This is a genomic window from Pseudomonas sp. LBUM1669 (genome assembly GCF_059695705.1).
The window spans coordinates 1-14742 of record NZ_CP166784.1; the positions used below are offsets into that span (position 1 = coordinate 1).

The 14742-nt window shown below is 58.4% G+C and carries 13 protein-coding genes; 7 read left to right on the forward strand and 6 right to left on the reverse strand.

Annotated elements, in window-relative coordinates; all coding sequences use genetic code 11:
• Genes dnaA through gyrB form a run of 4 tightly spaced genes read left to right on the forward strand, consistent with a single transcriptional unit; the run spans window position 1 to window position 6217 of the window.
• Complete coding sequence (gene dnaA / locus ACA051_RS00005) at window positions 1–1521, forward strand: chromosomal replication initiator protein DnaA (RefSeq protein ID WP_497306679.1); 1521 nt, start codon at window positions 1–3, stop codon at window positions 1519–1521.
• Window positions 1522–1560: 39 nt separating this feature from the next.
• On the forward strand, window positions 1561–2664 hold the full coding sequence (gene dnaN / locus ACA051_RS00010; protein ID WP_008155702.1) for a DNA polymerase III subunit beta: 1104 nt from the start codon (window positions 1561–1563) through the stop codon (window positions 2662–2664).
• Window positions 2665–2684: 20 nt separating this feature from the next.
• Window positions 2685–3788, forward strand: coding sequence for a DNA replication/repair protein RecF (recF, locus tag ACA051_RS00015; protein ID WP_497306681.1), 1104 nt, complete (start codon window positions 2685–2687; stop codon window positions 3786–3788).
• 5 nt (window positions 3789–3793) lie between these two features.
• Window positions 3794–6217: a DNA topoisomerase (ATP-hydrolyzing) subunit B gene (gene gyrB / locus ACA051_RS00020; protein WP_497306683.1), complete on the forward strand. Its 2424-nt coding sequence runs from the start codon at window positions 3794–3796 to the stop codon at window positions 6215–6217.
• 264 nt (window positions 6218–6481) lie between these two features.
• On the opposite strand, the gene ACA051_RS00025 is transcribed toward gyrB, so the two are convergent.
• The 4 genes from ACA051_RS00025 to glyQ all read right to left on the reverse strand — a co-directional run bounded on the left by ACA051_RS00025 (window position 6482) and on the right by glyQ (window position 10888).
• Window positions 6482–7261 (reverse strand): lysophospholipid acyltransferase family protein, encoded by a 780-nt coding sequence (locus ACA051_RS00025; protein ID WP_497306685.1) that lies wholly within the window; start codon window positions 7259–7261, stop codon window positions 6482–6484.
• An 82-nt stretch (window positions 7262–7343) separates the two neighbouring features.
• Window positions 7344–7877, reverse strand: coding sequence for a D-glycero-beta-D-manno-heptose 1,7-bisphosphate 7-phosphatase (gene gmhB / locus ACA051_RS00030; RefSeq protein WP_497373002.1), 534 nt, complete (start codon window positions 7875–7877; stop codon window positions 7344–7346).
• A 6-nt stretch (window positions 7878–7883) separates the two neighbouring features.
• Entirely contained in the window at window positions 7884–9938 is a 2055-nt protein-coding gene (gene glyS / locus ACA051_RS00035) for a glycine--tRNA ligase subunit beta (protein ID WP_497373004.1), read from the reverse strand.
• The gene (gene glyQ, locus ACA051_RS00040) at window positions 9935–10888 is read right to left on the reverse strand and encodes a glycine--tRNA ligase subunit alpha (protein ID WP_008155694.1); all 954 of its coding nucleotides are present in this window, start codon (window positions 10886–10888) and stop codon (window positions 9935–9937) included. Before glyQ ends, glyS begins: the two co-directional genes overlap by 4 nt.
• An 81-nt stretch (window positions 10889–10969) precedes the next feature.
• Here glyQ and tag point away from each other — a divergent pair, with 81 nt between their 5' ends.
• The 3 genes from tag (at window position 10970) to ACA051_RS00055 (ending at window position 12863) form a co-directional block, all read left to right on the forward strand.
• Complete coding sequence (gene tag, locus ACA051_RS00045) at window positions 10970–11527, forward strand: DNA-3-methyladenine glycosylase I (RefSeq protein WP_497373006.1); 558 nt, start codon at window positions 10970–10972, stop codon at window positions 11525–11527.
• A 40-nt stretch (window positions 11528–11567) separates the two neighbouring features.
• Window positions 11568–12455 (forward strand): lysophospholipid acyltransferase, encoded by an 888-nt coding sequence (locus tag ACA051_RS00050; protein ID WP_497373008.1) that lies wholly within the window; start codon window positions 11568–11570, stop codon window positions 12453–12455.
• A gap of 168 nt (window positions 12456–12623) precedes the next feature.
• The gene (locus tag ACA051_RS00055) at window positions 12624–12863 is read left to right on the forward strand and encodes a PilZ domain-containing protein (protein ID WP_497306693.1); all 240 of its coding nucleotides are present in this window, start codon (window positions 12624–12626) and stop codon (window positions 12861–12863) included.
• Here ACA051_RS00055 and ACA051_RS00060 read toward each other — a convergent pair whose 3' ends face one another.
• Together ACA051_RS00060 and trkA are read right to left on the reverse strand one after the other, a co-directional pair.
• A complete protein-coding gene (locus tag ACA051_RS00060) occupies window positions 12864–13178 on the reverse strand; it encodes a tetratricopeptide repeat protein (protein ID WP_497306695.1) in 315 nt (104 codons plus the stop codon).
• 179 nt (window positions 13179–13357) lie between these two features.
• Window positions 13358–14731, reverse strand: a complete 1374-nt coding sequence (trkA, locus tag ACA051_RS00065) for a Trk system potassium transporter TrkA (RefSeq protein WP_497306697.1) — start codon at window positions 14729–14731, stop codon at window positions 13358–13360.
• Window positions 14732–14742 lie beyond the last annotated feature (11 nt).

The window sequence follows — 14742 nt, forward strand, 5'->3', positions numbered from 1 at the left end:
GTGTCAGTGGAACTTTGGCAGCAGTGCGTGGAGCTTTTGCGCGATGAGCTGCCTGCCCAACAATTCAACACTTGGATCCGTCCACTACAGGTCGAAGCCGAAGGCGACGAGTTGCGTGTCTACGCACCGAATCGTTTTGTTCTCGACTGGGTCAACGAAAAGTACCTGGGCCGGGTCCTTGAGCTGCTGGATGAGCATGCCAATGGCATGGCGCCTGCGCTGTCCTTATTAATAGGCAGCAAACGCAGTTCGGCACCGCGTGCGGCACCGAATGCACCGTTGGCCGCCGCTGCGTCCCAGGCTCAGGCCGCTCAAGCGCCTGCCAGCGCTCCGATGCCAGCCCCGGCGACCACACCGACCAAGCGTGCGACGCAAAAAGTAGCCGAGGTCAGTGTAGAGCCGTCTCGCGACAGCTTCGACCCGATGGCCGGCGCCAGCTCACAACAGGCTCCTATTCGCTCCGAGCAGCGCACGGTGCAAGTCGAAGGCGCGCTCAAGCACACCAGTTACCTGAACCGCACCTTCACCTTCGAAAACTTCGTCGAGGGTAAGTCCAACCAATTGGCCCGGGCTGCGGCCTGGCAGGTAGCGGACAACCCGAAGCACGGTTACAACCCGCTCTTCCTTTATGGCGGTGTCGGCTTGGGTAAGACCCACTTGATGCACGCTGTGGGTAACCATCTATTAAAGAAGAACCCGAATGCCAAGGTCGTGTACCTGCACTCGGAGCGGTTCGTTGCCGACATGGTCAAGGCCCTGCAGCTGAACGCGATCAACGAGTTCAAACGCTTCTACCGTTCGGTGGATGCGTTGCTGATCGATGACATTCAGTTCTTCGCCCGCAAAGAGCGGTCCCAGGAAGAGTTTTTCCACACCTTCAACGCCCTGCTTGAAGGTGGCCAGCAGGTCATTCTCACCAGTGACCGCTACCCGAAAGAAATCGAAGGCCTTGAAGAGCGCCTTAAATCCCGCTTCGGCTGGGGCCTGACGGTCGCCGTCGAGCCCCCCGAGCTGGAAACCCGCGTCGCGATCCTGATGAAAAAGGCCGACCAGGCCAAAGTCGATCTGCCACACGATGCGGCGTTCTTTATTGCCCAGCGTATCCGCTCCAACGTCCGTGAGCTGGAAGGCGCGCTGAAACGCGTGATCGCACACTCGCACTTCATGGGCCGCGACATCACCATCGAGTTGATTCGCGAATCCCTGAAAGACCTGTTGGCGCTGCAAGACAAACTGGTCTCTGTGGATAACATTCAGCGCACGGTCGCCGAGTACTACAAGATCAAGATCTCCGACCTGCTGTCCAAGCGTCGTTCACGCTCGGTCGCACGTCCGCGTCAGGTTGCAATGGCGTTGTCCAAAGAGTTGACTAACCACAGCTTGCCGGAAATCGGCGATGTGTTTGGTGGCCGCGACCATACGACCGTTTTGCACGCCTGCCGCAAGATCAACGAACTTAAGGAATCCGACGCGGACATCCGCGAGGACTACAAGAACCTGCTGCGTACACTGACCACTTGATGAACACCAGCGCAGCTTATTAAGGCAAGGGACTAGACCATGCATTTCACCATTCAACGCGAAGCCCTGTTGAAACCCCTGCAACTGGTCGCAGGCGTCGTCGAGCGCCGACAGACCTTGCCGGTGCTCTCCAACGTGCTGCTGGTTGTCGAAGGCCAGCAATTGTCGCTGACCGGTACCGACCTGGAAGTCGAGCTGGTCGGTCGTGTGCAACTCGAAGAGCCCGCAGACCCGGGTTCCATCACCGTGCCTGCGCGCAAGCTGATGGACATATGCAAGAGCTTGCCGAACGACGCGCTGATCGACATCAAGGTCGACGAGCAGAAGCTTGTCGTGAAGGCCGGCCGTAGCCGCTTCACCCTGTCGACCCTGCCGGCCAACGATTTCCCTACGGTCGAAGAAGGCCCTGGCTCGCTGACTTGCAGCCTGGAGCAGAGCAAACTGCGTCGTTTGATCGAACGCACCAGCTTCGCGATGGCCCAGCAGGACGTGCGTTATTACCTGAACGGCATGTTGCTGGAAGTGTCCGAAGGCATCATCCGCGCCGTGGCCACCGACGGTCACCGTCTGGCCATGTGCTCGATGAAGGCCGATATCGGTCAGCCGGATCGTCACCAGGTCATCGTGCCGCGCAAGGGCATCCTTGAACTCGCGCGCTTGCTGACCGAGCCGGACGGCATCGTCAGCATCGTGCTGGGTCAACACCACATCCGCGCGACGACCGGCGAGTTCACCTTCACTTCAAAACTGGTCGACGGTAAATTCCCTGATTACGAGCGAGTTCTGCCAAAAGGCGGCGACAAACTGGTACTCGGTGATCGCCAAGCCCTGCGTGAAGCATTCAGCCGTACTGCGATCCTGTCCAACGAGAAGTACCGCGGTATCCGACTGCAATTGGCCAACGGTCAGCTGAAAATCCAGGCGAACAACCCGGAGCAGGAAGAAGCTGAAGAAGAAGTGGGGGTTGAGTACAACGGCGGCAATCTGGAAATCGGCTTCAACGTGAGCTATCTGCTCGACGTGCTGGGCGTGATGACCACCGAGCAGGTTCGCCTGATCCTGTCCGACTCGAACAGCAGTGCGCTGGTGCAAGAGTCCGACAACGACGACTCGGCCTACGTTGTCATGCCGATGCGTCTGTAATCATGCTTAGCAGAAGCTAGATGTCCTTAAGTCGCGTCTCGGTCACCGCGGTGCGCAATTTGCACCCGGTGACCTTCTCCCCCTCCTCCCGAATCAATATTCTTTACGGCGCCAACGGCAGCGGCAAAACCAGTGTTCTGGAAGCCATTCACCTGCTGGGGCTTGCCCGTTCGTTTCGTAGCACCCGATTGTTGCCCGTCATTCAGTACGAGCAACTGGCATGCACGGTATTTGGGCAGGTTGAATTGGCCGAGGGCGGACACAGCGCCTTGGGGATATCTCGCGACCGCCAGGGCGAGTTTCAGATTCGTATCGACGGCCAGAATGCCCGTAGCGCGGCGCAATTGGCAGAGATCCTGCCGCTTCAGTTGATTAACCCGGACAGCTTCCGCTTGTTGGAAGGCGCACCGAAGATTCGTCGGCAGTTTCTCGACTGGGGTGTGTTCCACGTGGAACCGCGATTCATGTCCACTTGGCAGCGCTTGCAGAAGGCCCTGCGCCAGAGAAACTCTTGGCTGCGGCATGGTACACTTGACGCCGTTTCGCAAGCGGTTTGGGACAGGGAACTGTGCCAAGCCAGCGCTGAAATAGATGAATATCGCCGCGCTTACATCAAAGCCTTGAAACCAGTCTTTGAACAGACCTTGAGCGAACTGGTAGAGCTCGAGGGTTTGACGCTCAGCTATTACCGCGGCTGGGACAAGGATCGCGAGCTGAGTGCTGTGCTCGCCGGCTCCCTTCAGCGGGATCAGCAAATGGGTCATACCCAAGCCGGACCACAACGTGCTGATTTGCGTCTTAGATTGGGCGCACATAACGCCGCGGACATCTTGTCCCGTGGTCAGCAGAAGTTGGTGGTCTGTGCATTGCGGATTGCCCAAGGGCATCTGGTGAGCCAGGCCCGACGCGGCCAGTGTATTTATCTGGTGGATGACCTGCCGTCCGAACTGGATGAGCACCACCGTCGCGCGCTTTGCCGCTTGCTGGAAGACTTACGCTGCCAGGTTTTTATCACCTGTGTAGATCATGAATTATTGAGGGAAGGCTGGCAGACGGAAACGCCAGTCGCTCTGTTCCACGTGGAACAGGGCCGTATTACCCAGACCCACGACCATCGGGAGTGAAGGCATTGAGCGAAGAAAATACGAATACCTACGACTCAACGAGCATTAAAGTGCTGAAAGGCCTGGATGCCGTACGCAAACGTCCCGGTATGTACATTGGTGACACCGACGATGGTAGCGGTCTGCACCACATGGTCTTCGAGGTAGTCGACAACTCCATCGATGAAGCGCTCGCTGGCCATTGCGACGATATCAGCATCATCATCCACCCGGATGAGTCCATCACCGTTCGCGACAACGGTCGTGGCATCCCGGTAGACGTGCACAAAGAAGAAGGCGTTTCGGCAGCCGAGGTCATCATGACCGTGCTGCACGCCGGCGGTAAGTTCGATGACAACTCCTACAAAGTATCCGGCGGTTTGCACGGTGTAGGTGTCTCGGTGGTAAACGCCCTGTCTGAAGAGCTGGTCCTGACCGTTCGCCGCAGCGGCAAGATCTGGGAACAGACTTACATTCACGGTGTTCCGAAAGAGCCGATGAAAATCGTCGGTGAGAGCGAAACCACCGGCACCCAGATCCACTTCAAACCGTCCGACCTGACCTTCAAGAATATCCACTTCAGCTGGGACATCCTGGCCAAGCGGATTCGTGAACTGTCCTTCCTCAACTCCGGTGTCGGTATCGTCCTCAAGGATGAGCGCAGCGGCAAGGAAGAGCTGTTCAAATATGAAGGTGGCCTGCGAGCGTTCGTTGAGTACTTGAACACCAACAAGACTCCGGTTAACCAGGTGTTCCACTTCAACATCCAGCGCGAAGACGGCATCGGCGTGGAAATCGCCCTGCAGTGGAACGACAGCTTCAACGAGAACCTGTTGTGCTTCACAAACAACATTCCACAGCGTGATGGCGGGACTCACTTGGTGGGTTTCCGCTCCGCACTAACGCGTAACTTGAACACCTACATCGAAGCTGAAGGTCTGGCGAAGAAACATAAAGTCGCGACCACTGGTGACGATGCCCGCGAAGGCCTGACCGCGATCATTTCGGTGAAAGTGCCGGATCCGAAGTTCAGCTCCCAGACCAAAGACAAGCTGGTGTCTTCCGAAGTGAAGACCGCGGTCGAACAGGAAATGGGCAAGTACTTCTCCGACTTCCTGTTGGAAAATCCGAACGAAGCCAAACTGGTCGTCGGTAAGATGATCGACGCGGCCCGTGCTCGTGAAGCGGCGCGTAAAGCCCGTGAGATGACTCGTCGTAAAGGCGCGCTGGATATCGCCGGTCTGCCGGGCAAACTGGCTGACTGCCAGGAAAAAGACCCTGCCCTGTCCGAACTGTACCTCGTGGAAGGTGACTCTGCTGGCGGCTCCGCCAAGCAGGGTCGCAACCGCCGGACCCAGGCCATCCTGCCTCTCAAGGGCAAGATCCTGAACGTTGAAAAGGCGCGCTTCGACAAGATGATCTCTTCGCAAGAAGTGGGCACCTTGATCACCGCGCTGGGCTGTGGCATTGGCCGCGATGAGTACAACATTGCGAAGTTGCGTTACCACAACATCATCATCATGACCGATGCTGACGTCGACGGTTCGCACATCCGTACCCTGCTGCTGACCTTCTTCTTTCGTCAGTTGCCGGAGCTGATCGAGCGCGGCTACATCTACATCGCGCAGCCACCGCTGTACAAGGTCAAGAAAGGCAAGCAAGAGCAATACATCAAAGACGACGACGCCATGGAAGAGTACATGACGCAGTCGGCCCTGGAAGACGCGAGCCTGCACCTGAACGAGGAAGCCCCGGGTATTTCCGGACCAGCCCTTGAGCGTCTGGTGACTGACTTCCGTCTGGTTATGAAGACCCTCAAGCGTCTGTCGCGTCTGTACCCACAGGAACTGACCGAGCACTTCATCTACCTGCCGGCTGTTAGCCTGGAGCAATTGTCCGATCACGCAGCGATGCAGGATTGGATGGCCCAGTACGAAGTGCGTCTGCGCACTGTCGAGAAGTCTGGCCTGGTCTACAAAGCCAGCCTGCGTGAAGACCGTGAACGTAACGTCTGGCTGCCAGAGGTTGAACTGATCTCCCACGGTCTGTCGAACTACGTCACCTTCAACCGCGACTTCTTCGGCAGTAACGATTACAAAACCGTTGTATCCCTGGGCGCTCAACTGAGCACCTTGCTGGACGACGGTGCGTACATCCAGCGTGGCGAGCGCAAGAAGCCGGTCACCGAGTTCAAGGAAGCCCTTGAATGGCTGATGGCTGAAAGCACCAAGCGTCACACCATCCAGCGATACAAAGGTCTGGGCGAAATGAACCCGGATCAGCTGTGGGAAACCACCATGGACCCAAGCCAGCGCCGGATGCTCAAAGTGACCATCGAAGACGCCATTGGCGCAGATCAGATCTTCAACACCCTGATGGGTGATGCGGTCGAACCTCGTCGTGACTTCATCGAAAGCAATGCCTTGGCAGTATCCAACCTGGACTTCTGATCCAGCAGCAAACTGCCAACCGAAAAAGGCCAACGCCCAGCGTTGGCTTTTTTTATCATTTAAAAATGAGCGCAGAGACAAAAAGCATCGCAAATCGCGGGCATAAAAAAACCGGCTATATCAGCCGGTTTTTTTGCGCCCAAAAAAAACTTATGCACCATTTCCCGAGTTTTATGAGATTAAGAAATATGTATATAAATCATAAAGATACGATCATAAAACGTTAATTTTCGGTAAAACGGTACACAGGTTATCCACAGAATCTCAGACAGCGACCTGATCGTTGGCCGAGGGGGCCGCAGGGGCGGCTGGCAGAGAACCCATTTCCCGCTGCATCTGCTCGTTCCAGCTCTGCACCCGGTCGTTCAGATCGGCAATGGCGCGCGGCCCACTGCCCACGGCGTACATCGGTTCTCCGATGATCACGGTGATGACGCCCTGCTTCTTCGCCCAACCGGTTTTCGGCCAGAACCTGCCGGCATTGTGCGCAATTGGCAGCACGGGAAGTGCGGCGTTGACCGCCAACGCGGTGCCACCGCGTGAGAACTTGCCGATGGTGCCATACGGAACGCGTGTCCCTTCGGGGAAGATCAGCACCCAGACGCCATCCTTCAGCAATTCATCGCCTTTCTTCGCCACATGCTTGAGCGCGGCTTTCGGATTGTCGCGGTCGATGGCGATCGGTCGCAGCATGGCCATGGCCCAGCCGAAGAACGGCACAAACAGTAATGAGCGCTTGAGCACCTGGCTCAACGGCTCGAAGTAGGCTGAGAGAAAGAAGGTCTCCCAGGTGCTCTGGTGGTTCGATTGAATCACGCAAGGCTGGTCCGGCACGTTCTCAGCGCCCTTCACTTCGTAGCTGATGCCCAGAAAGACTTTGCTCAGCCACAAGGCGCAACGGCACCAGTAGACATTGATAAAACGATAACGCGCCTTGAACGGCAGAAACGGCGCGATAAAAAAGCTCAGGCTGCACCAAAGCAAGGAGCTGGTGCCCAGCAGCAGGTAAAAGAGGAAGGTTCTGATGGCCTGCAGTATCGACATGGTGACGTTTACCGTGCGGGCTCTGCCCGTCTATATAAAGCGCACTCCCGATCAATCCTTGGTCAGGAACAATCGAAGCACTCTAATTGTGGATAAGTTCTGCGGCAATCGCCGCCAGATCGTCAAAAATCAAGGTGCCTACCGGCAGGGTTTTGCCCTGAGTCTTTTCGCCTTTCCCGGTCTTTACTAAAACTGGCTGAGAATCGACGGCTTTGGCGGCTTCCAGGTCACCGAGACTGTCGCCAACGAACCATAGATTAGTCAGCGACACGTTGTAATGAGCGGCGATGGTTTTCAACATCCCGGGTTTTGGCTTGCGGCAATCGCAGCCGTCGTCCGGCCCGTGCGGGCAATAGACGATCAGCCCGACCTCGCCCCCCTGCTCCGCCACCAGCGTGCGCAAGCGCTCGTGCATGGCGTCCAGGGTCGCGAGGTCGTAATAGCCGCGAGCGATGCCCGACTGGTTGGTAGCGACCGCCACCGTCCAGCCGGCCTTGCTCAACTGCGCGATGGCTTCGATCGAGCCGGGGAGCGGAATCCACTCCTCCACCGACTTGATGTAAGCGTCGGAGTCGTAATTGATCACCCCGTCCCGATCGAGAATCAGCAGTTTCAAACAGTCTTACCCCAGCATCGAAATGTCGGCGACGCCGAGGAACAGTCCACGCAGACGTGCCAGCAACGCATAACGGTTGGCGCGGACCTTGGCGTCGTCCGCATTGACCATCACGGCCTCGAAAAACGCATCAACCGGCTCGCGCAATGCAGCCAGACGTGCCAGCGATTCGCTGTACTGACGTGCAGCGGCCATTGGCTGCACAGCCTGGTCAGCCTGCTGGATCGCCGAGTACAAGGAGAACTCGTTGGCGTTGTCGAAGTACTTGGCTTCTACGACCGAAGGAATAGAGCCTTCCACCTTGCTCAGCAAGTTCGAAACACGCTTGTTCACTGCGGCCAGGGCGGCGGCTTCCGGCAATTTGCGGAACGCTTCTACGGCTTGTACGCGCTGGTCGAAGTCCAGCGCCGAACCCGGCTTCAGAGCACGCACGGACAGGTAAGTCCCGACATCAACGCCTTCGTCTTCGTAACGGGCACGCAGACGGTCGAAGATGAACTCGAGCACCGAATCGTTCAGGCCGGCAGCCTTGACCTTGGCACCGAACGCATTCACCGCAAATGCTACGGCGTCGTTCAGGTCGAGGTCGAGCTTCTTGTCGATCAGGATGCGCAACACGCCGAGTGCAGCACGACGCAGGGCATACGGGTCTTTGCTACCGGTAGGCAACATGCCGATGCCGAAGATACCGACCAGGGTGTCGAGCTTGTCAGCGATGGCCACGGCCGCGCCGGTCAGGGTGGTAGGCAGTTCAGCGCCGGCACCGCGCGGCATGTACTGCTCGTTCAGCGCCAGTGCGACTTCTTCCGGCTCGCCGTCGTTGAGGGCGTAGTAGTAACCGGCGACGCCTTGCATCTCCGGGAACTCCCCGACCATCTCGGTCGCCAGGTCGCACTTGGACAGCAGGCCGGCACGGAAAGCCCACGCAGCGTTGCCGCCAATACGTTGCGCGATGAACGCGGCGAGTTTGGAAACGCGCTCGGCCTTGTCGTAGACGCTGCCGAGTTTTTCCTGAAACACCACGTTCTGCAGGCGCAGGTTGAAGTCTTCGAGTTTCTGCTTCTTGTCTTGCTTGAAGAAGAACTCGGCGTCGGTCAGGCGTGGGCGAACCACTTTCTCGTTACCGGCGATGATCTGCTGCGGGTCTTTGCTTTCGATGTTGGCCACGGTAATGAAACGTGGCAGCAACTTGCCGTCGGCGTCCAGCAGGCAGAAGTACTTCTGGTTGTCCTGCATGGTGGTGATCAGGGCTTCTTGCGGCACGTCGAGAAAACGCTCTTCGAACGAGCACACCAGCGGCACTGGCCATTCAACCAGCGCGGTCACTTCGTCGAGCAAGGCAGGTGGAACGATGGCAGTACCTTCCTGCATCGTCGCCAGCTCTTCGGTGCGCTTGCTGATCAGCTCGCGGCGCTCATTGGCGTCGGCAAGCACGTAGGCGGCACGCAGGTCGGTCAGGTAATTGGCCGGCGAGGTGATGCGCACGCTTTCCGGGTGATGGAAGCGGTGACCACGGGAATCACGGCCGGACTTCTGGGCGAGGATCGTGCAATCGATGACCTGGTCACCCAGCAGCATTACCAGCCACTGAGTCGGGCGAACGAATTCTTCTTTGCGAGCCCCCCAACGCATGCGCTTCGGGATCGGCAGGTCGTTCAGCGAATCTTCAACGATGGTCGGCAGCAGGCTCGCGGTCGGTTTGCCGGCGATGCTTTGGCTGTAACGCAGTTTCGGGCCGCTCTGATCGATTTCGCTCAGATCGACGCCGCACTTCTTGGCGAAGCCCAGGGCCGCTTGAGTCGGGTTGCCTTCGGCATCGAACGCGGCCTGACGTGGCGGGCCGTCGAGGTTGATGCTGCGATCGGGCTGCTGGGTCGACAATGCGGTGATCAGTACAGCCAGACGACGCGGCGCGGCGTAGACGGTTTTGGTTTCGTAGTTCAGGCCCGCAGCTTGCAGGCCCTTGTCGATACCGGCCAGGAACGCGTCGGCCAGGGTGTTCAGGGCTTTGGGTGGCAGTTCTTCGGTGCCCAGTTCAACCAGAAAATCTTGAGCACTCATTGTGCAGCCTCCAGCTTGGCCAGTACTTCGTCACGCAGGTCCGGGGTCGCCATCGGGAAGCCCAGCTTGGCGCGAGCCAGCAGGTAGGCTTGCGCAACGGAACGCGCCAGGGTGCGAACACGCAGGATGTATTGCTGACGCGCGGTCACCGAAATCGCCCGGCGCGCATCCAGCAGGTTGAAGGTGTGCGACGCCTTCAATACCATTTCGTAGCTCGGCAACGGCAGCGGCTGGTCGAGTTCGATCAGGCGCTTGGCTTCGCTTTCGTAGAAATCGAACAGTTCGAACAGCTTCTCGACGTTCGCGTGTTCGAAGTTATAGGTGGATTGCTCCACTTCGTTCTGGTGGAACACGTCGCCGTAGGTCACTTTCCCCATCGGACCGTCAGCCCAGACCAGGTCGTAGACCGAGTCCACGCCTTGCAGGTACATGGCCAGACGCTCCAGACCGTAAGTGATCTCGCCGGTCACCGGGTAGCACTCGATGCCGCCCGCTTGCTGGAAGTAAGTGAACTGCGTCACTTCCATGCCGTTGAGCCAGACTTCCCAGCCCAGACCCCAGGCGCCCAGTGTCGGCGATTCCCAGTTGTCTTCGACGAAGCGAATGTCGTGGACCAACGGGTCCAGGCCAACGTGCTTGAGGGAGCCCAGGTACAGTTCCTGGAAGTTGTCCGGGTTCGGCTTCAGGACTACCTGAAACTGGTAGTAGTGCTGCAGACGGTTCGGGTTTTCGCCGTAGCGGCCGTCAGTCGGGCGACGACTGGGCTGCACATAAGCGGCGTTCCAGGTTTCCGGGCCAATGGCGCGCAGGAATGTAGCGGTGTGGAAAGTGCCGGCGCCTACTTCCATATCGTAGGGCTGAAGTACCACACAACCTTGCTCGGCCCAGTATTGCTGGAGGGCGAGGATCAAGTCTTGGAAGGTACGCACGGCTGGCGTAGGCTGGCTCACGAAATTCACCTGTTTCTTGGGCTGCGATTTAAAGAGCGGGAGTATACCCGATTCGGTCCTGCGCACGCCCCCTGGAGCCTTATGCCACGCTGCTTTTGGTGTTCCGAAGATCCGCTGTACATGGCTTATCACGATCAGGAGTGGGGTACGCCGCTACGCGATGCGCAGGGTTTGTTCGAGTTGCTTTTGCTCGAAGGGTTCCAGGCCGGCCTTTCCTGGATCACCGTGCTGCGTAAACGTGAGCGATATCGCGAGGTATTGTTCGGCTTCGACGTGCAACGGGTGGCGCAGATGAGCGACGCGGAAATCGATGAATTGATGCTCGATCCGGGCATCATTCGCAATCGCCTCAAACTCAATGCGGCCCGCCGAAACGCCCAGGCCTGGCTGGCGCTGGAGGACCCGGTAGTGTTTCTCTGGTCCTTCGTCGGCGGCAAGCCTGTGATCAATCATTTCAAGGATCGCACCGAGGTGCCGGCGGTCACGCCGGTCGCGGTCGAGATGAGCAAAGGCCTGAAAAAGGCCGGCTTCACGTTCGTCGGTCCGACCATTTGCTACGCGTTGATGCAGGCCTCGGGCATGGTCATGGACCACACGCAAGACTGCGACCGCTACGCTCAGCTCACCAACGGCGGTTAGAATGGCCGCCTCGCGCACCGCACAAGATCAGGAGTGACCTGTGGATAAGTTTAAAGGCGCCTTGCTGGTAGGCGCTCTGCGGCTGTTTGCCCTGCTCCCGTGGCGGGCAGTGCAAGCAGTGGGCTCGGCCATTGGCTGGGTGATGTGGAAAACCCCAAGCCGTTCCCGCGATGTGGTGCGGATCAACCTGGCCAAGTGCTTTCCGCAAATGGACCCGGCTGAACGCGAGCAACTTGTCGGCCAGAGCCTGAAAGACATCGGCAAGTCCCTGACCGAAAGCGCCTGCGCCTGGATCTGGCCGGCCCAGCGTTCCATCGACCTGGTGCGTGAAGTCGAGGGCCTCGATGTGTTGAAGGATGCCCTCGCCTCCGGCAAAGGTGTCGTCGGCATCACCAGCCACCTGGGCAACTGGGAAGTGTTGAACCACTTCTATTGCAACCAGTGCAAACCGATCATTTTTTATCGTCCACCGAAACTGAAGGCTGTGGATGATTTGCTGCGCAAACAGCGCGTGCAATTGGGCAATCGCGTGGCCGCTTCCACCAAGGAAGGCATCCTTAGCGTGATCAAGGAAGTGCGCAAAGGTGGTGCAGTGGGCATCCCCGCTGACCCGGAACCGTCGGAATCCGCTGGGATTTTCGTACCGTTCTTCGCTACTCAGGCCCTGACCAGCAAGTTTGTCCCGAACATGCTCGCCGGCGGTAAAGCGGTCGGCGTGTTCCTGCATGCCCTGCGGCTGCCGGACGGTTCAGGTTACAAAGTGATCCTGGAAGCCGCGCCCGAGGCTATGTACAGCACCAATACCGAAACGTCGTGCGCGGCCATGAGCCAGGTGGTCGAACGGTATGTGCGGGCCTATCCGAGCCAGTACATGTGGAGCATGAAGCGCTTCAAGAAGCGGCCACCGGGTGAAGAGCGTTGGTACTGACATAAATGGCACGATCTGTGGATAACCTGACCTTGTAGGAGCGAGGCTTGCCCGCGAAGAGGCCATCACCTTCAACATTGATGTTGGATGGGATATCGCCTTCGCGGGCAAGCCTTGCTCCTACAGGTTTGCGTTATCCACAACCCACGTTCAGCAAGGGCGCAAAAGATGTCCGAACACCGCAAGTCGTTTCGCATCAAGATCACTCACGAAAGCGTCGGTGAATGCCTCGGCCAGACCCGCAACCTTTCAACCACGGGCGTTTACGTCAAGCATCCGGGCTTGTCGTCGTTGCCTAAAGGCGCGGTCGTGTACGGGCAGGTGCAAGACTTGCCCACAGGAGCGCCGCGCGTGCGCATGGAAGTGGTGCTGGTCGACGCCGATGGCATCGGCCTGCGCTATCTCTGATCAGTGCGTCTGCCGCTCAAGCTTCTTCAGAAACACCGTCATTTCCTTTTCTGCCTGCTTGTCGCCATGGGCGCGAGCGGCTTCCAGGCCCTGCTCCCACGCCTGACGCGCCGCGGGAAAGTCGGCCAGCGCCAGATGGGCTTTGCCTAAGAGCTTCCAGGCGGCCGAATACTTCGGATCGAATTCGACGCAGCGCTGGAAATGCTCGGCGGCCTTGGCGTTTTCCCCAAGATCCAGATAACCCTTGCCCAGGCCGAAGCGCAACAATGAGTTATCCACACCCTTGGCGAGCATTTTTTCCAGGGATTCGAGCATGGGTGGAGTCCTTGTTGAGGTGTGTCAGGGGATGGATCCGTTTCAGTTAGATCGCCATCGCGAGCAGGCTCGCTCCCACATTAGATCTTCAGTGGACACAAAAATTGTGTACGCCCGAGAACCCCTGTGGGAGCGAGCCTGCTCGCGATGAGGCCAGACCGTCTACCGCATTTTCTGGATCAGAAAAAGCTCAAACCCACATGGAACAGCTTCTCCACATCCCGAATATGCTTCTTATCCACAAGGAACAAAATCACATGGTCGCCCGCCGCGATCACCGTGTTGTCATGCGCAATGATCACTTCTTCATCACGAATGATCGCGCCAATCGTCGTCCCCGGCGGCAAACCGATGTTCTCGATGGCCTTGCCGATGACCTTGCTCGACCTCTCATCACCGTGGGCAATCGCCTCGATGGCTTCCGCCGCGCCGCGGCGCAATGAGTGCACGCTGACGATATCGCCCCGCCGCACGTGGGCCAGCAGCGTGCCGATCGTTGCCAGTTGTGGGCTGATGGCGATGTCGATATCGCCGCCCTGGATCAAATCAACGTAAGCCGGGTTGTTGATGATCGTCATCACCTTCTTCGCGCCCAGGCGCTTGGCCAGCAACGAGGACATGATGTTGGCTTCGTCATCGTTTGTCAGGGCCAGGAAGATATCCGCGTCGGCAATATTCTCCTCCATCAGCAAGTCGCGATCCGAGGCACTGCCCTGCAACACCACGGTGCTGTCGAGGGTGTCCGAGAGATGGCGGCAGCGGGCCGGGTTCATCTCGATGATCTTCACTTGATAACGGCTTTCGATCGCTTCGGCCAAGCGCTCACCGATCTGCCCGCCACCGGCGATGACGATGCGCTTGTAGCTCTCATCGAGGCGGCGCATTTCGCTCATCACCGCGCGAATATTCGCCTTGGCAGCGATGAAAAACACTTCGTCGTCGGCCTCTATCACCGTATCGCCCTGGGGCAGGATCGGCCGGTCACGGCGGAAAATCGCTGCAACCCGGGTTTCAACGTTGGGCATGTGTTCACGCAACTGACGCAGTTGCTGCCCCACCAGCGGTCCGCCGTAGTACGCCTTCACCGCCACCAGTTGCGCTTTGCCTTCGGCGAAGTCAATCACCTGCAACGCACCCGGATGCTGGATCAGGCGCTTGATGTAATTGGTCACCACTTGTTCCGGGCTGATCAGCACGTCCACCGGAATCGCTTCGTTATCGAACAGCTCGGAGCGCGTCAGGTACGCCGCTTCGCGGACCCGGGCGATCTTGGTCGGGGTGTGGAACAGGGTGTGGGCGACCTGACAGGCCACCATGTTGGTTTCGTCGCTGTTGGTCACCGCCACCAGCATGTCCGCATCGTCTGCGCCGGCCTGACGCAACACTGTCGGCAGCGAGCCGCGGCCCTGCACGGTGCGGATGTCCAGTCGATCGCCGAGGTTGCGCAGGCGTTCGCCGTCGGTGTCGACCACGGTAATGTCGTTGGCCTCGCTGGCCAGATGTTCTGCCAGCGAACCGCCGACCTGCCCTGCGCCGAGGATGATGATTTTCATCCAGTTACTCC